Origin of the sequence: Virgibacillus xinjiangensis, from assembly GCF_042643145.1 — a bacterium.
In the GTDB taxonomy this organism is placed as follows: Bacteria; Bacillota; Bacilli; order Bacillales; family Amphibacillaceae; genus Virgibacillus_O; species Virgibacillus_O xinjiangensis.
This window is the reverse complement of sequence record NZ_JBHRSA010000009.1, coordinates 18,492-34,946: the sequence shown is the minus strand read 5'-3', so window position 1 is coordinate 34,946 and position 16,455 is coordinate 18,492. Positions and strand designations below refer to the sequence as shown.

Below are 16,455 nucleotides of genomic sequence, written 5' to 3'. Positions count from 1 at the left end.
CCTCATCACCCTGGAGGTGGTGTTTGTATATGGAGGGATAATAATGGACAACAACTGGTGGAAAGAAAGTGTCGTTTATCAAATTTATCCACGTAGTTTCAATGACAGCAATGGAGATGGCATTGGAGATATCAGAGGTATCATTGAAAAGGTCGATTACTTGAAGGAACTGGGGATAGATGTTGTTTGGCTATCCCCTGTATACCAATCGCCAAATGATGATAATGGCTATGACATTTCCGATTATAAGGCGATTATGGATGAATTTGGAACCATGGAAGATTGGGAAGAGTTGCTCGAGGAACTCCACCAGAGGAAGATGAAACTGATTATGGATCTAGTCGTCAATCATTCATCTGACGAACATGAATGGTTCCGGGAAGCGAGGAAGTCAAAGGACAATCCATATCGGGATTATTACATATGGCGTCCAGGCAAGGATGGAAAAGAACCGAATAACTGGAAATCTTCCTTCAGCGGTTCAGCTTGGGAGTTTGATGAAAAAACGGGTGAATACTACCTTCATCTATTCAGTAAGAAACAGCCGGATTTAAATTGGGAAAATCCTACCCTGCGCAAGGAAGTCTATGACATGATGAAATGGTGGCTGAATAAGGGAATCGACGGCTTTCGCATGGACGTCATCAACTTCATTTCTAAGGTCCCTGGACTGCCTGATGGGGAAGTAAAACAGGGGGAAACATATGCCTCTGGAAGCAAGTTTTTCAGAGATGGCCCTCGCATACACGAATTTCTGCAAGAAATGAACCAAGAAGTGCTTGATTCCTACGATGTAATGACTGTTGGTGAAATGCCCGGTGTCGGTGTTGAAGAGGCTAAAAAATACACGGACCCAGCTAGAAATGAATTAAATATGGTTTTTCAGTTCGAACATATGGATCTGGATTCTGGCCCGAATGGAAAGTGGGATTTAAAGCCATTGGAACTCACCGATTTAAAGGAAAATATCACTAAGTGGCAGACTGGATTGAATGGCGTCGGCTGGAACAGTCTATACTTGAATAATCATGATCAGCCTCGAATTGTCTCCCGTTTTGGTAATGATACAGAATATCGGGTGGAATCAGCTAAAATGCTGGGTACATTCCTCCATATGCTGCAGGGCACACCGTATATTTATCAGGGAGAAGAAATCGGTATGACCAATATAAAGTTCGATTCTATTGAGGAATATAGAGATATTGAGACGCTCAATATGTATAAGGAAAAGGTAGAAGAGAATGGAGAGGATCCAGCCAAGGTCATGGAGTCTATCTATGCCAAAGGAAGGGATAATGCACGCACTCCTTTCCAATGGAATAGTCAGGAGCATGGAGGTTTCACTACAGGCGAGCCATGGATGAAAGTGAACCCGAATTATCGAACAATCAATGCGGAACAAGCAGTTAGTGATGAACATTCCATCTATCATTACTACAGAGAGCTGATCCGGTTGCGGAAAGAGCATCCGGTGATTGTGTATGGCGACTATCAGTTGATTCTGCCGAACGATGATAAAATCTATGCTTACATGCGAAATTATAAGGAGGAGAAATTGCTGGTAACAGCCAATTTCAGTGAGGAGGAAGTAGACTTTCATCTGCCGGAGGACATTTCCTTTACCGCCAACGAGGCCATCATCGGGAATTACGAAGGCTTCGAGGCAGGAAGCTACACAGGTTTCACCCTCAAGCCTTATGAAGTCCAGGTCTATAAAGGGGTATAACAAGGCGTGCGCTCGGAAACTTTCCGGGCGCGCGTTTTCTTTTTTGATGAACGGTGAAATAAAGGAGTAAGGAAGGTGAATGACAAATGTGGAGATTATGGAGAAGAATGAAGTTTTTATTGAAGTTCAGGAAATCTGTACCATTCATAAAAGATTTCATTTTATCCGGGGAAGTGGATAAAAAGAAGAAAATCATGTTTGCAGGACTGGCTGTAGGCTATGTTCTCCTGCCCTTTGACTTGATTCCCGATTTCCTGTTGGGATTGGGGTTGGTGGATGATATTGCGGTTGCCTCTTTCCTCTTACAACAGATGGTAAAAAGTGCCCCCATATCATTGAAGGATAAATACGAACTCTGATGAAACTTGAGGCAGGACTGCATCTGCAATCCTGCCTCATGATTTTCTCTTCTTTTTCTCATTGGGAATATATTTGGTATAGTATGCCGCGAACAGCAGACAAATGAGGGCAGTGCCCCAGGCAGCAATGCCGCTCCAATATAAGTCGATGCTGATGCCGATGATGATGACGACGACACTGATGGCGATAAAAATTGCCGTTAAATAACGTTTCATTCCAACACCTCATTAGCTAAGGTAAAAGTCCAATTCATTTACCCGATTATCAATAAGAGAAAACCTGATTCCTAATGACTAGGTTATGTAATCGGGGTCCCGGCTATGTGAAGCCGGGTGGTTATACTCCATCCTGTATGGCGGGTTTCGGTTTCCTGACCAAAGCCATTATACCGGCGATCAGGTAGAAAAGCCCACCGGCAAAACCGACAATCGTCATGATAATGGAACTGATAACAGCTGTTACAATCAGTATGATTCCTGACGCCTTCGGTTTTTTATTTCCTCTAAGCAACACAAGGGAAACTATCCCCAGGATAATTGCGGCCAAAGAAGTGATTAAGAACAGCGTGCCGCTGTTGCCCATCGTCTCCACGATGGAATTCAATTCAGCTTCTGATATTTCCACCCCTTGTTGTGACAATTCCTCTGGCAACTGTTGAAACAGGGACCGATTGTTGCCCATCCATACCATAAATCCGCCGACAATAGCGAAAAACGTGTATACCAGCATTCCGATAATTCCCAGTATGACTTCTCCTGTGCGTTTCATCCTGCCACCCCTTTATCCATAATGATCTATTATTTATTTATACGATTTCACCGTTGGAAAGTTTCAAAAGACGCTAATGCAATAATAAAACACCTTGTTACATCTAACAAGGTGTTTGTCTTTTTCCCGCTATCTGATTAAATCAGGGTTATCTTCTTTTGCAGCCCGTACTCTCTGTCTTCGATATCCGGCAGCCGCATCTGCCCTTTTAAAATCTTTCGCATAGCGAATTTCCTGTGCGTCTGTAAGCTGTTTATTTTTGGTAGGCTGATATTGTGCTTTAGCCATAATTGGATATTCATTCCTTTCTTAAAAAGTATTTCTTATCATTCCTATTCCCTCAAGCATGGATCATAAACATCCCCTGCATCGGCTGGTGACTGAAAAGTGCTGAGGTGCGGTCATACGCATGCACGGAAGCTGATGAGATTTTAGTAATAATATCAGGCTGAATTTGATATAATAGAGTTGTTTGAAGATAATAGACAGCTAGATACATTGAGGAGAATGGGCAGTATGGAATGGAGAAATTTGTATCGTGGAATGCTGATGGGGACGAGTGACGTGGTCCCAGGGGTCAGTGGAGGAACGATAGCAGTAGTGCTTGGAATATACGACCGGTTGATTGCAGCGGTCAACGGACTTTTCAGCAAAGAGTGGAAAAAGCATCTGGGATTCTTGATACCATTGGGGCTTGGAGTGGTACTAGCCATCTTCCTGCTTGCCAGTTTGATGGAATGGTTGTTTGAGCACCATCCTGGACCTACACAGTTTTTCTTTCTCGGTCTGATATTGGGTGTGGTTCCTTATTTGTTCGACAAGGCAGATGCCAAGCGCTCTTTCAAAGGGAAGCATATCATTTTGCTGATTGCCGGTATCATACTGGTAGGATCGATGGCATTCATCACACCCGAAGAAGGTGCTGTCATCCAGAATATCACGATGTCCACTTATATACTTTTGTTCTTTTCCGGCTTTATTGCAAGCAGTGCCATGATTTTGCCGGGAATAAGCGGCTCTCTCATATTGCTGATCATCGGCGTATATGCCACCGTAATGTCGGCCATCAGTAATCTTCAATTGGATTTGATTGCCGTCATTGGGTGTGGCATTGCTGCAGGAATTGTGGTTATGAGTAAAGTGATCCATTATTGCCTGAAGCATTATTATACTGGAACGTTTTCAGTAGTTATTGGCTTGGTACTAGGTTCGGTACTTGTAGTCTTTCCAGGGTGGCCGGATACCGGCACGGGATTGATGATCAGTGTGGGCACGTTTGCAGCAGGTCTTGCTGCAGCTTATATCCTTGGACGGTTGGAACATTAGTGGGACAAGCATGTCATAAGACATTACTGGAGAGAACCGTTACAATAAAGGCAAATACTTAGAAGGAGATGGTACGGGATGGAACATATAGATACGAGAGAGAAATTTGATGAAATTATTCAGAGTGATGAGCCGGTAATTGTGAAATTCTTCGCGGACTGGTGCCCGGACTGCAAGAGGATGGATATGTTCATTGACGGAGTAATGGATGAATTCAAGCAATTTGACTGGTATGAAGTGAATAGTGATGAGGTAGAAGGGCTTGCACAGGAGTATGAGGTAATGGGCATACCAAGCATCTTGATCTTCAAAGATGGTGAAAAGCTCGCCCACCAGCATAGTGCCTATACGAAAACGCCAGAGTCTGTCAGTGACTTCTTGCATCAGCAGCTTGGCTGAAAAAAACATGGTCATCCAATAAAAGGATGATCATGTTTTTTTATAATCATAAACCTAGGTTCAAGAATGGTGCGTGTACGTTTTCCTGCCCTTGTAAGTGGGTGTTTGACAGGCGGACTCCCTGGTTTTCTTCAGCGAGCGAGAAGATGTCGCTCCACTGCTGAAGCGATTTGTCCCGCCATGTTATGGAAGAAATGGATTCCGTGTTGATTTGGCGGGGATCTTCTGGGCTGTTTATCCCTTGGCCCCACTCAATCAGAAAAGGAAGTACCGGCTCTCCTTCTGGGAAGAGCATTTTCCATTCCAGTTGGGATCCGTCCGGCCGAGTCCGGCTTCCAGGGAACGGACCTGTATATGGAATGTTGGACTCTTGGAAATGTTGCTGGTATTTGTCCATCTCCTCTGTCCTTAGAGCGAGTCGGATGATTCCTTCTCTCTCTTCCTGCAGAGATTCAACAACTTGTCGAATCAGCGGATTTTTTGATTTCTCAGCCGTTTGCCAATCTTCCACTCCAATCCACTCTATATAGCATTCATTTTTAAAAAATGCCAAGTGGTTGGAGGTTCCCCATTCGTGATGCCTCCCACCTTGAACAGTGACCACGCCGTGTCTATTTCCATAATCCTTCGCGGCGTGCTCTGGGTTTCTGGCGGCAATTACGATGTGATCCAATGCAAGCATCCGACCATCCTTTCTAATAGGTTCTATATTCATTGTAGCTTGCAGCAGGTATATTGGAAAGTCTGTTTCATGGTATAGTACAAGTAAAATAGAAAAGTGCAGGTGATCGTGGTGGCAGGACAAGAGATTCTGATTGTCGAGGACGAGCGCAAAATCAGCCGAGTCCTGGAGTTGGAGCTTGGGTATGAAAATTATGGAACAAAGATCGCAGATAACGGGGAAGATGCACTCCAGTTGATGGAGGAAAAACAGTGGGATTTGATCCTGCTTGATATCATGATTCCAGAATTGAGCGGCTTGGAAGTGCTCCGGCGCTTTCGCCGCAGGGATGAAGAAACACCGGTAATTCTATTGACCGCAAGGGACGAAGTACATGATAAGGTCAGCGGGCTTGATCTTGGTGCCAATGATTATATTACCAAACCGTTTCAGATTGAAGAACTGCTTGCCCGGGTCCGTGCCCATCTCCGCGTCCCTGGAAGTCGTCAGGCAAAAGGGGATAAGCTTGTTGCTGCGGATCTGCAGGTGGATATCAGCCGTCGAGAGGTCCACAGGGGGAACAATCAGGTGGAATTGACGCCAAGAGAGTTTGACTTGCTGGTCACCCTGTTGAAAAATAAAAATATCGTACTTACCAGAGACCGATTGATGGAGCAGGTTTGGGGATTTGATTATTATGGAGATACGAATGTGGTCGACGTCTATATCCGTTATCTGCGCCAAAAGATGGATAAAGGCTATGATACCCCGTTGATTCAGACAGTGCGGGGCGTCGGTTATACCATAAAGGATAGTGAATGATGAAACTGAAAACGAAGATTCAACTGTTTTCCACCTTATTCATGCTCGTTCTGATTCTATTAGTGAATACGTCCATTTATTTTCTTTTCTATCATATTGCGGCAACCAGTGAATTGGAACAGCTTTCCAATGAGGCTGATTTACTGGCACAGGAACTTGCAGACAGTTCAGCAACAGATGTCAGCGGCCTTCTAAATGCTTATCTACCGACCAATGGCATGATTCGCATTGTGGGAGAAGGGGAGGAGGTATGGACGGTGCAGACTAGAAACAGCGACTATCTTAGCCAACCAGGGTCCTATTCGACGACAGAATCATCATCCATTCTTCCCCAAGAGGATGGAGCAGACATTGCTTACGTGACTAAGCCGATCATCTGGAGTTCAGGAGAAAATACCGGGGAAGTTGCTTCCTTGCAAGTCTCGAACCACTTGGAACCACTCAGCGATACAATGACCACACTATTCTATGTGTTGTCGATTGCATCAGCTATCATGCTTCTGCCCGTGGCAATAGCAGGTACTGTACTCAGCAGATTCCTGCTGCAGCCGATCACACAGCTGACTAAAGCAATGAGAATAAATATCGACCGATCAGAATGGGAAAAGATTTCTGTAGATAACCGGTCCAATGATGAACTGCATGAAATGGAAAAAACATTTAATGAAATGATTGATTATCTGAAGGATAACTTTGAAAAACAGGAAATTTTTGTGTCGGATGCCTCACATGAGTTGAAGACGCCAATTTCTATTATTAAAAGTTACTCCCAGTTGTTGAAACGCAGGGGAACGGAAAATCCAGCACTGGTTGATGAGTCTTTGGAGGCCATCGATTCTGAGGCTGAACGGATGAAGAAATTGGTGGAACAAATGCTTGCCCTTGCCAAGAATAAGCAATCTGCCAATATGCAGGAATTAAATATCACCACATTGGCAGAGGAAACGACAAATACCTTCCGAAGAGCCTATTCCCGGCCGATTCAACTGGAGAAAAATACAGAAGAATTGCTAGTTGTGGGGGACACGGACCAATTGGAACAAGTTCTGTACATTCTTATCGATAATGCGCTGAAATACAGCAATGAGAAAATCCAAGTTCTCGTTTCGAAAGAAGATGGAGAAGCGGTAATAGTGGTGAGAGATTATGGAAATGGGATACCAAAAGAAGACCAGGAACGCATTTTTGACCGCTTCTACCGGATGGACAAGGCGAGAAGCAGGGACTCCGGTGGCACGGGACTCGGGCTTGCGATAGCCAGGTCGATTGCTTTGGAACATGGTGGAGAATTGACCGTGGAGAGTGTTGAAGGGGAAGGGGCCTCGTTCTACCTGCGCCTACCTCTCCTGAAGTAAAATCTCATTGATTTCTAATCTTCTTCACAGCTTTTTTTTATTAGGCTCCAGTATAGTGAAAAGTAAGGAGGGTGGGCGATGAATAAGAAGTCGGTTGTTACATTGGCGGTTGTTGCCGTCCTGATCATTTTCGGCATAGGAATCTTTCAATCCGGAGCTATTTCAAGGGAACCAGCCATCAGCAAGGAAGAGGCAAAGCAGATGGCTGGTGATCAATATCCCGGTACCATAGGGGAAGTAAAACTTGTGAATGAAGATGGTGAGCCGATTTACATTATTGACGTGGAATCGGCAGGAAAGCAATATGCCCTCCATTTGGATGGACATAGCGGCCAGGTGCTGAACCTTGAAGTGATCGATGATTCTTCAGAACCTCAACAGAGCCAGGGAGAACGGGAAAAGAATGAGCAGAAAGAGCCGCCGGAACAGGAAGAAGCGGATAGGAAGGAAGAAGATACAGGCAGTGCATTGCTCGGCTATGAGCGGGCAAAGGAAATAGCTCATCAAGAATTTCCAGGGACAGTGGTGGAGCAGCTGGAACTGGAAGAGGACGACGGGCGGATGGTTTATGAAATCGACCTGGTCAATGGAGAAGATGAGGCGGAGCTTGTGATAGATGCTTATACAGGCGATATTATCGTCCTGGAAATCGACCAGGAAGACTAACGGATTCAGTTGAGGCTCCCCTGTAGAGACGCAGGTTTTATCAGCAGGACACGCAGGAAATCGGCGATAGCACCAATAGATAGGGGCAGCCCGACGTCGGCGGGCTGCCTTTCATTAACTTTTTTTTACGTAAAAGTTTTTCCGAACTGTAGCTGGAACTGATGGATGTTTTTCAAAGTAATTGCGGATCAATTCTACGGCATCTTTTTGAATTTCTTTTAGTACGGGTTTGCCTTTGAACATATCGTAGTTTCCGCCGCCTGAGGCACGATAATTGTTCAATACGACCTGATATGTCTGTTCTTCGCGGAGCGGTTCTCCATGATAGGTAATGGTTTCGATCCTTTCCCCAGTTGGTTTGGCCACATCAATCGTATATTCAATACCTTCCCACATATCATAGTTATAGTGCTGCGGTTTCGGTTCGATGTAAGAAGGGTTGACCGCTATGTTTCTGTCTTCATCGAGAGTGAAATAGTCAGCACTCTTTTCCAATGCAGCATGTATGTCCCTTCCGGTGAGTTCAAGCACTACCAAGGTATTCGGGTATATATAATTGGATACGATATCTCGCATAGTCACCTGTCCTTTAAAACCTCCAGCTTCATTATTCAGCAGGGCTGTCACAGAGATATCCACACCGCTTGCTTCCATCTGTACTTTTTGGATAAATTCAATGAACGGATGTTTTTCTATTCTTGTCTGAAGTGGATCGTCGATAGTCATATCTCCTTCAATATATCCTACCGGCTCATCCAGCCAGTTCTGTGTGGATGATTCGATCTCTTCCAAGTAGTTCAAAATCCCACAGTCAGCCTCAGTCCCGCTCAATTTTTCGATGGAGGCATGTTTTTTGGCCAATCTCCATTGATCCTCCATCTTCTCCAGGTGGATGGTGACATTTCCATACGCCTGCGCGTTGTGGCCTGGTTGTACGACTAAAACCCCATTAATAGTGGAGACCAACTGACGATGCTGATGACCGGTAAGGAGGATGTCTAACCCATTTATTTTTTCACACATTTCAAAGCCTTGATTCTCTCCTGTTGGGTTCTCTGTCGGTTCGCCCGTGTCAGGGTCCCTTTCCAATCCACCGTGGTACATGCCTATGATGATATCCGGATTCTCTTGTTGCCGGAGGTGTTTTACCCAAGTGTCTAATGTGGATAAAGCATCAGCAAAATCCAGAGTAGAAATATGCTCTGGATCCTCCCAGTTCGGTATGTAGTGTGTCGTGACTCCGATAATGGCTACGCGAACACCGTGATCCATCACAAAGATCTTATATGGCTGACCAAAGTAAGGCTGCCCTGACCGCTTATCCATAATATTGGCAGACAACCAAGGGAAGTCGGATTGATCTACGGCTGCTTGAAAAATATTCTTTCCGAAGTTGAATTCATGGTTGCCGGGAACACCGGCATCTATTCCAATCCGGTTCATGATACCGACCATTGGATTCTCCTTGGAAGCATGCTCCTTTACGTAATGGGTCATCAAGGGTGTTCCCTGGATCAAATCCCCATTATCTACTACCAATATGTCAGGGTTTTTGGCTCTCGCATTTTTGACGGCGGTGGCATATGATGCCAGTCCTCCATCCACTTTTGTTCCATAGGTGACAGGCATGGCATGACCGTGAACATCGCTGGTATAAAGTATCTGAATCGTTGCTGTATTCATCGTCAACTTCCTTTCCGAATAAAAGCCCCTGCAAGGAAGGAGGTCCTCCCTGAAAAGGTTGCAGGTATTATTGGTATTTTCTTACACTTGCTATTAAATAACATCCTGCCATAGATTTCCATACTATTTCTTCCTTTTTACATTTTTTAAACAAATTGGCTGCAGGTAAATTAGTTCATATTGGTATTCCGGTATCCGGGTGGGTTTCCAAAGTACAGTGGACGGAAATATATATACATATAGGAATGGAAAGGAAAGTGGGAAATGGAAAAAACAGATGTCAAATTTGATAAAGCATTGTTTTTATATAATGGGAATGCAGGTAACGATGAACTCAAATGGAAACTGGCGAAAACCCTTCCTGTTTTGGCTGAAGGCATCCGAGACTTGCGCGTGGTGATGACCAGTTCTGCAGAGGAAGCCGTTTACGTATGCAGAAAGCATAGTAAAGAAGTTGATCTGCTGATTATCTTGGGTGGAGATGGGACGGTTCATCAGTGCATTAATAGTATTTCAGGCCTCACCCATCGTCCAGTACTTGCAATCCTTCCAGGGGGGACCTCCAATGATTTCAGCAGAATGCTTGGAATGCCGCAGGACTTGGAACAGGCAGCTGCCGCCCTCCTGGAGGGAGAGGTAATGAATATTGATGTAGGGACAGAAAATGAAAGGTATTTTCTAAATTTCTGGGGTATAGGATTGGTTGCTGAGACTTCTCGAAATATAGACGCAGAGCAGAAAAGGAACTTAGGGGTTTTGAGCTATTTCATGAGTACAATCCGCACGGTCAATCAGGCGGAGCCATTTTACTATAAAATCGTAGCTGATGGAGCAACCTATGAAGATGAGGCGGTCCTAGTCATTGTGTTGAATGGGAAATTTTTAGGGACAAGGGAGGTTCCAATCCCCTCGATTCAGGCAGATGACGGCCTTCTTGATGTACTGGTTGTAAAAACGTCGACCCTCGCCTCGTTTCGCGAGCTCCTATCTATACGGAACCCGAATGCGGATATGGAGAGATTCAGAGAGCTGGAACATTTTCAGGCAAAAGAAGTGAACATAACAACGCAAGCTTCAAAGGAAGCCGATATGGATGGAGAACTTGTAGGGGCAACACCGGCGAATATCTCGATTTTGCCCCATCACCTCCAAATCATCGGATTTAGTCAGCAGTGAATATCCGAGTCAAGGGTTTACCAGCAAAACCACATGGGTACGCAGTCTATATGAGGGATCAGCCAATATATACCCAGGAGGAGTCAGTCATCTATGAAGGATAAGCAGGTAACAATTTATATAAGTGAAAATAATTCACAATGCAACAAGCTGCTTCAGCAAATGGAAGAATGGAATGTACCCTATGAAACAAAAAATGTATCCAAAGACAGCAAGTATATGAGGGAACTGCAAGGTATGGGTATCTATGGAACTCCTGCAACCTTTATCAATGAGGATGAAGCGCCTGTTTTGGGATACCAGAAAAACAGAATCAAGAGCAACTTGGGTCTGGGCAGTGATGGTCATTATGATGCAAGCTACAATGGTTACAGCAGCTATTAAGGCCGTGGACACAATTGATATCCCTTGCGCATAAATTATAGTAGATCATAACAGGGGAAGAGGGTGTGTATATGAGCTATTTTGGTTTTAATGGTTATCCTCCGCGGCCGGACCACATACAGCCAAACCCATCTTATATCCAGTATTCATCGCAGTACCCACCACAAAATATACCTATGCAGGTCCCCCCGCAGACTCCCTATCAAGCATTCGCCAAACCAAAGCATCCGGAACAGTGGCCGCACGCAGGACAATTGGGCTATTCATCATTCACCGGTGGGAAGCCGGGCAGCAATCTCTTCGCCTACTTCCAGGGCAATAAGGGGCAAGTAGACATTGAAAAAATGATTGGCACGGTCAGTCAGCTTGCCAACACTTATCACCAAGTTTCCCCCATTGTAAAAGAATTTGGATCCATCTTGAAAAATATCCGATAATCTACAAAGCTGATGTACAGTCCACCTGCATATCAGCTTTTTTTCTTCCTATTCCTGTTAAAAACAGGGTAAAATGGAAGAAGAAATATGTTGGATTTCATCTTGAATTGTCATAGCAATGGTAGAATCAGGGGAAAAGAAAATATGGAACAGCAAGAGAAGGAGAAGAGAAGATGGTAGGATGTTTAATTATTCACGGTTATACCGGAGGGCCGTATGAGGTAGGTCCCCTGGCTGATTTCCTGAGGGAACACACAGACTGGAGGATCGAAGTACCGACACTCCCAGGACATGGCAGGGAATTGGATCTGGAAGGTGCCTCCTATAAGAAATGGATCAAGACCGCGGAAAAATCCTTGAGGCAATTAAAGGAACAATGCAGCAAAATTTATCTAATCGGATTTTCGATGGGAGGAATGATCGCTTCCTATCTTGCAGCAAAATACAAAGTCGATAATCTTGTATTGCTTGCCACATCTGGAAAATACCTGTCATTCCGGCAAATAGGCTTAGATGCAGCTTCGGTCCTCGCAGACGGAATGAAGGGCAATCTGGATAAGAACAAGTTATATCAGCATTATCGGCAAAAAATGGGTCAAGTACCCTTGAAGGCCAACCTGGAATTTCTGAAGCTGGTGAAATTTACCCGCCGCTATTTAAAGAAGGTAAAGTCACCGGTATTAATTGCACAAGGCCAACAGGATGGAATGGTTCCTTATAAGACGGCCTACTATCTCGATAAGGAAATCCCTTCCGAAAAGAAAGAGGTTGTCTTCTTTGAGCGATCCAGACATCTAATTTGCCTGGGAGATGATAAGGATACTCTCAACCAAATGGTATTCGACTTCCTGACAGGATAAGAAAAATAGCAGCACCTGTCCACACAGGTGCTGCTATTTAATTTTTGTAGAAGGAAATCACTAGCGCACCTTCCCCACCGTAAGTGGCGATCAAAGGCCCCATGTCCATCAAATAGGCGTCGTCAAAACTGTATTTTCCAGAAATTTCTTCTATGACTTTCTGTGCTTTTTCTCCCGCATTGCAGTGACTCATACAGATGACTTTTTTGTTCGCATTGGTAATATGTTCGCCGATTTGGTCAATGAACCGGCGAATAGATTTTTTGTCGCCACGGACTTTTTCGGTGACCTCAATGGTTCCTTGTTCGCTAGCTTGCATCAGTAATTTGATGTTCAACGTTTTAGCGATGGTACCCTTCACCTTATCCAGACGGCCGCCGATGATCAGGTTTTCCAGCGTCTTCAGTACAAACAGGGTCGCTGTCTGTTCGATCCGCTCCTCCATATGGGGGACAAGTTCTTCGAAGGTAAGACCTTCCCTGATCTTCCTTGCCGCTTCATGAAGCTGTAGAGCAATTCCGCAGGATGCGGTCTTCGTGTTGATTACTTCTATTCTCCGCTCAGGCTCTTCTTCCAACAGCATATTCTTGCCCATTACCGCGTTTTCGTAAGTACTGCTCAATCCCTTGGACAGGCTGAGCATTAAAATGGGCTTTGCCGGGTCAGCTTCTTTGAAGGCTTCGTAAAAATCACTTGGACTTGGAGCGGCTGAGCGGGGAAGTTCTTTAGCTTCTTCCACTTTTTTATGATAATTTTCCAGGTCCATATCCACCCCTGTACGATACTGACCGTCATGGAAATGTAGATATAGCGGTGCAACGGTAAGAGGGATCTCCTCCCTCAAGCGTTTGGGAATATCGGCTCCGCTGTCAGTCATTAACTGTATATTCATGACCTCACCTGCTTTTTTTAAAAGTATATGAACTATTGACGTTCTTTATTTGTTTAATTGTTTCCCTCTTTCTTGGCGATGGTAACCTTTGCTTTTCGAGTCGTACTCATAATAAATAAGAACAGGCCGAAAATAACAATTGTCCCGCCAAGAAGCTGGGGCCAAGTGATGACTTCACCCAGGATCCAGTATGCCAGTATGGAGGCACCGACCGGTTCAAACACAATGGCCATAGAAATTGTCGAGGTGCTTAGCCATTTCAGGGCCCAGTTAAACAATGAATGGCCGAGAAAGGTAGGGAAGACAGCCAGAGCGAGAAAAAGCCACCAATGGTCTGCAGGATAGCCGAAAAACGGGTGTTGAAGCACCAGGTTGTAAAGAATCAACGTCACAGAACTGGCACTATATACAACAAAGGTATAGGTCATCAAGGAAAGGTTTCTTCTTACTGTCTGTCCCATCAAAAAATAGATGGTTACACCTATAGCACCGAGCAATGCGAGCAGATCTCCCCAAAGGGCAATCCCGCTCAATTGAAAGTCTCCCCAAGCGATGATGACACTTCCGAAAAGTGCAATCAGCATACTGATGACGGCTCCTGCCGAGAATCGTTCCTGGAAGAAAAAGTACGTCCCCAAAAAAGCAAAGATGGGCTGCAATGTCACAAGAACAACCGAACTTGCTACAGATGTATAATTGAGGGATTCAAACCAGAGAATAAAATGCAGGGCGAGAAAAACACCTGCCAATATGGATAGTATCCAGTCTTTTTTGCTGATAAGGCGGAATTCCTGCCGGTATTTCAATAATACTACTGGAAGCATCAACAGTACGGCAAACAGCAAGCGGTAATTAGCGATAATAGCTGCTGGTGCCTGGTCCGCCAGCTTGACGAGTATAGCTGAAGCAGAGATGCTGAGCACCCCTACCACGATAGCTGCGTATGGATTGAATGGAGGGCGTCGCAATCTGAAACCTCCTTTAACTTGCATTCATGACTGTATAATCCTGTTCATTTTACCATGCCTCGTCCAAAAAATCATTTCACATAGTTAGTGACTTGAGGAAAATTATGTTATGATGAACATTGCATCATTTTCGAGCGAGGCCTCTTGCCAGAAACTGGCGAAGCCTATTTTGCAGGCATGAGGGCAAATCAGACCATGGTTGGTCCAGGTTTGTGTTTCCCGCATGTGCAACTAGTCAGCGGCAGCAGCGTCAGATATGGCGCAAGCTAAGTTTTCCCATAACATAAACCCCGGGTGGCAGAGCAGAAATCATTCACGGCAATCGGCTAATACGTTTATTCTGTGTTGTCGGCGGGGATAATTAGTAATGAATTTATATGTGAAAAATGACAGGCCTCTTTTGAGAATAAATTTTGATGAAAAGAAGGAGTAGAAGTTCAAGTGATGAAATTTAATGAACTTGGTATCTCAAACCCTATTCTAAAAGCGTTGGAAAATATGGGATTTGAAGAAGCAACACCAATACAGGCGGAAACAATCCCTCTTGCGATGGAGGGTAATGATGTCATCGGACAGGCGCAAACTGGTACAGGGAAGACTGCGGCATTCGGTATCCCGATGCTTGAGAAGATTGATCCGAAGCAACGCAAGGTACAGGGATTGGTAGTTGCACCGACAAGAGAACTGGCCATACAGGTAGCTGAAGAACTCAACCGTATTGCCAAGTTTACAGGGATTCGCGCATTATCGGTATTCGGTGGCCAACATATGGACAGACAGATCAGAGCACTGAAGGACGGCCCACAAATTGTGGTGGCTACACCGGGACGGCTTCTTGACCATATGCGCAGAAAAACTATCCGGATCAATTCAGTGGAAGTGGCTATTTTGGATGAAGCGGACGAAATGCTGAACATGGGATTCATCGATGATATCCGTGACATCCTGAAAGGCATCCCGGAAGAAAGGCAGACGTTGTTGTTTTCTGCAACCATGCCGAAAGAAATCCGAGATATCGCTACCAACCTAATGAAAGAACCGAAAGAAATCAAGGTCAAAGCAAAAGAAATGACCGTGGAGAACATCGATCAATTCTTTATTGAGATTCCAGAGAAATTCAAATTCGATACACTCAATAATCATTTGGACATCCATTCACCGGAGCTTGCTATAGTATTTGCACGGACGAAAAAACGTGTGGATGAAGTAGCGGAAGGCCTTCAGACCCGAGGTTACCGTGCAGAGGGAATCCATGGCGACTTGACTCAGGGAAAACGGATGTCAGTACTGAACAAGTTCAAAAACAACCGGGTGGATGTGCTTGTCGCTACAGACGTGGCTGCCCGTGGGCTGGACATCTCCGGGGTGACCCATGTGTATAATTTTGATATTCCTCAGGATCCAGAGAGCTATGTCCACCGGATCGGACGGACAGGCAGAGCAGGACGGACCGGGGAAGCAATCTTATTCATCACTCCAAGAGAAATGGCGCACCTGCAGGTGATTGAAAGAACTACCAAGAGCAAGATGAAACGTTTGACCCCGCCGACCAATAAGGATGCAGAGCGCGGTCAACAGCAGGTGACACTGGAAAAAATAAGAAAAACCATCGAAAAGACAGACTTGAAGTCTTATCATGAAACAGCAAATGAGTTGCTGGAAGACCATGATTCTGTGACCGTCATTTCTGCTGCTTTGAAGATGCTGACCAAGGAACGCAGGGATACACCAGTAAAAATTTCTTCTGCTGCGCCTATCAGTGTGAAAAAAGCGAAAGACAACCGCCGTTCTAATAATAAGCGTTATTTCGGCAAGCGTGGACAAGGCGGAGGCCGAAACCAAGGTGGTCGGAACCAGGGCGGACGCAATCGGAAAGGGAATTTCCAAAAGCGCCGCAACCGTGATTAATGAACCCAACAGAGAAAAGCTCCTTTAATTATAGGGGCTTTTTTTAATGAAATGAAACTTTCAT

19 protein-coding genes are annotated in these 16,455 nt (G+C 44.9%); 12 read left to right on the top strand and 7 right to left on the bottom strand.

From position 1 onward, the window contains the following. Positions 1-43 precede the first annotated feature (43 nt). Positions 44-1,726, top strand: coding sequence for a glycoside hydrolase family 13 protein (locus ACFOGI_RS03600; RefSeq protein WP_390268529.1), 1,683 nt, complete (start codon positions 44-46; stop codon positions 1,724-1,726). Between the two features lie 86 nt (positions 1,727-1,812). Beyond that, complete coding sequence (locus tag ACFOGI_RS03595; RefSeq protein ID WP_390268526.1) at positions 1,813-2,085, top strand: YkvA family protein; 273 nt, start codon at positions 1,813-1,815, stop codon at positions 2,083-2,085. 36 nt (positions 2,086-2,121) lie between these two features. Here the strand turns inward: ACFOGI_RS03595 and ACFOGI_RS03590 are convergent, their stop codons facing one another. The 3 genes from ACFOGI_RS03590 to ACFOGI_RS03580 form a co-directional block, all read right to left on the bottom strand. Next, positions 2,122-2,301: a hypothetical protein gene (locus ACFOGI_RS03590; protein WP_390268524.1), complete on the bottom strand. Its 180-nt coding sequence runs from the start codon at positions 2,299-2,301 to the stop codon at positions 2,122-2,124. 121 nt (positions 2,302-2,422) lie between these two features. After that, the gene (locus ACFOGI_RS03585; protein ID WP_390268521.1) at positions 2,423-2,854 is read right to left on the bottom strand and encodes a DUF4064 domain-containing protein; all 432 of its coding nucleotides are present in this window, start codon (positions 2,852-2,854) and stop codon (positions 2,423-2,425) included. Positions 2,855-2,983: 129 nt separating this feature from the next. Continuing rightward, positions 2,984-3,142, bottom strand: coding sequence for a YfhE family protein (locus ACFOGI_RS03580; RefSeq protein WP_390268518.1), 159 nt, complete (start codon positions 3,140-3,142; stop codon positions 2,984-2,986). Between the two features lie 228 nt (positions 3,143-3,370). Here ACFOGI_RS03580 and ACFOGI_RS03575 point away from each other — a divergent pair, with 228 nt between their 5' ends. Both ACFOGI_RS03575 and ACFOGI_RS03570 read left to right on the top strand, forming a co-directional pair. After that, positions 3,371-4,180, top strand: coding sequence for a DUF368 domain-containing protein (locus ACFOGI_RS03575; RefSeq protein ID WP_390268515.1), 810 nt, complete (start codon positions 3,371-3,373; stop codon positions 4,178-4,180). 78 nt (positions 4,181-4,258) lie between these two features. Further along, complete coding sequence (locus tag ACFOGI_RS03570; protein WP_390268512.1) at positions 4,259-4,579, top strand: thioredoxin family protein; 321 nt, start codon at positions 4,259-4,261, stop codon at positions 4,577-4,579. A 46-nt stretch (positions 4,580-4,625) separates the two neighbouring features. On the opposite strand, the gene ACFOGI_RS03565 is transcribed toward ACFOGI_RS03570, so the two are convergent. Beyond that, positions 4,626-5,261 carry a VOC family protein gene (locus ACFOGI_RS03565; protein ID WP_390268509.1) on the bottom strand — a complete coding sequence of 212 codons (636 nt, stop codon included), beginning with the start codon at positions 5,259-5,261 and terminating at the stop codon, positions 4,626-4,628. 111 nt (positions 5,262-5,372) lie between these two features. Here ACFOGI_RS03565 and ACFOGI_RS03560 point away from each other — a divergent pair, with 111 nt between their 5' ends. The 3 genes from ACFOGI_RS03560 to ACFOGI_RS03550 all read left to right on the top strand — a co-directional run bounded on the left by ACFOGI_RS03560 (position 5,373) and on the right by ACFOGI_RS03550 (position 8,083). Further along, positions 5,373-6,062 (top strand): response regulator transcription factor, encoded by a 690-nt coding sequence (locus ACFOGI_RS03560; RefSeq protein WP_390268506.1) that lies wholly within the window; start codon positions 5,373-5,375, stop codon positions 6,060-6,062. Continuing rightward, positions 6,062-7,417, top strand: coding sequence for a sensor histidine kinase (locus ACFOGI_RS03555; protein ID WP_390268502.1), 1,356 nt, complete (start codon positions 6,062-6,064; stop codon positions 7,415-7,417). The genes ACFOGI_RS03560 and ACFOGI_RS03555 overlap by 1 nt, the downstream gene beginning before the upstream one ends. 78 nt (positions 7,418-7,495) lie before the next feature. Further along, on the top strand, positions 7,496-8,083 hold the full coding sequence (locus ACFOGI_RS03550; protein ID WP_390268499.1) for a PepSY domain-containing protein: 588 nt from the start codon (positions 7,496-7,498) through the stop codon (positions 8,081-8,083). Between the two features lie 114 nt (positions 8,084-8,197). Here ACFOGI_RS03550 and ACFOGI_RS03545 read toward each other — a convergent pair whose 3' ends face one another. Continuing rightward, positions 8,198-9,766: a bifunctional metallophosphatase/5'-nucleotidase gene (locus tag ACFOGI_RS03545; RefSeq protein WP_390268496.1), complete on the bottom strand. Its 1,569-nt coding sequence runs from the start codon at positions 9,764-9,766 to the stop codon at positions 8,198-8,200. A 264-nt stretch (positions 9,767-10,030) separates the two neighbouring features. Here ACFOGI_RS03545 and ACFOGI_RS03540 point away from each other — a divergent pair, with 264 nt between their 5' ends. The 4 genes from ACFOGI_RS03540 (at position 10,031) to ACFOGI_RS03525 (ending at position 12,623) form a co-directional block, all read left to right on the top strand. Next, positions 10,031-10,942: a diacylglycerol/lipid kinase family protein gene (locus ACFOGI_RS03540; protein WP_390268493.1), complete on the top strand. Its 912-nt coding sequence runs from the start codon at positions 10,031-10,033 to the stop codon at positions 10,940-10,942. Between the two features lie 93 nt (positions 10,943-11,035). Further along, positions 11,036-11,326, top strand: coding sequence for a glutaredoxin family protein (locus ACFOGI_RS03535; RefSeq protein ID WP_390268490.1), 291 nt, complete (start codon positions 11,036-11,038; stop codon positions 11,324-11,326). A 71-nt stretch (positions 11,327-11,397) separates the two neighbouring features. Beyond that, positions 11,398-11,763, top strand: coding sequence for a YppG family protein (locus ACFOGI_RS03530; RefSeq protein ID WP_390268487.1), 366 nt, complete (start codon positions 11,398-11,400; stop codon positions 11,761-11,763). A gap of 173 nt (positions 11,764-11,936) precedes the next feature. After that, a complete protein-coding gene (locus ACFOGI_RS03525) occupies positions 11,937-12,623 on the top strand; it encodes an alpha/beta hydrolase (protein ID WP_390268484.1) in 687 nt (228 codons plus the stop codon). 37 nt (positions 12,624-12,660) lie between these two features. Here the strand turns inward: ACFOGI_RS03525 and ACFOGI_RS03520 are convergent, their stop codons facing one another. Next, positions 12,661-13,515: a DegV family protein gene (locus tag ACFOGI_RS03520; RefSeq protein WP_390268481.1), complete on the bottom strand. Its 855-nt coding sequence runs from the start codon at positions 13,513-13,515 to the stop codon at positions 12,661-12,663. A 53-nt stretch (positions 13,516-13,568) separates the two neighbouring features. After that, positions 13,569-14,483: a DMT family transporter gene (locus tag ACFOGI_RS03515; RefSeq protein ID WP_390268478.1), complete on the bottom strand. Its 915-nt coding sequence runs from the start codon at positions 14,481-14,483 to the stop codon at positions 13,569-13,571. Between the two features lie 441 nt (positions 14,484-14,924). Here ACFOGI_RS03515 and ACFOGI_RS03510 point away from each other — a divergent pair, with 441 nt between their 5' ends. Continuing rightward, positions 14,925-16,391 carry a DEAD/DEAH box helicase gene (locus ACFOGI_RS03510; protein ID WP_390268474.1) on the top strand — a complete coding sequence of 489 codons (1,467 nt, stop codon included), beginning with the start codon at positions 14,925-14,927 and terminating at the stop codon, positions 16,389-16,391. The last annotated feature ends 64 nt before the right edge of the window (positions 16,392-16,455 follow it).